We start from the raw sequence: 211 nt of genomic DNA on the forward strand, positions 1-211 counted from the left end.
GCTGATCGGGGGAGCGCGTGCTGTGTATGAACGCACGCCTATCGAGGAGAGTTGTCGCTAGTATAGATGCAGCTAATATGAGGAGGAGAAGAGAGAATGCTTGAACACGTTAAAAAACAAGACGCAGCAGTAGCAGAAGCCATTAAATTGGAGTTGGGCCGTCAGCGCACAAAAATCGAGTTAATTGCTTCCGAGAACTTTGTCAGTGAAG

The 211-nt window shown here is 47.9% G+C and carries 1 protein-coding gene; it reads left to right on the plus strand.

Annotated elements, in window-relative coordinates; translation table 11 throughout:
• Positions 1 to 96 precede the first annotated feature (96 nt).
• Positions 97 to 211: hypothetical protein (locus LKX83_RS33575; protein WP_227887655.1), on the plus strand; the 115-nt coding region annotated here is incomplete at its 3' end.

Origin of the sequence: Cohnella baijiui (assembly GCF_020731285.1) — a bacterium.
GTDB lineage: Bacteria > Bacillota > Bacilli > Paenibacillales > Paenibacillaceae > Cohnella.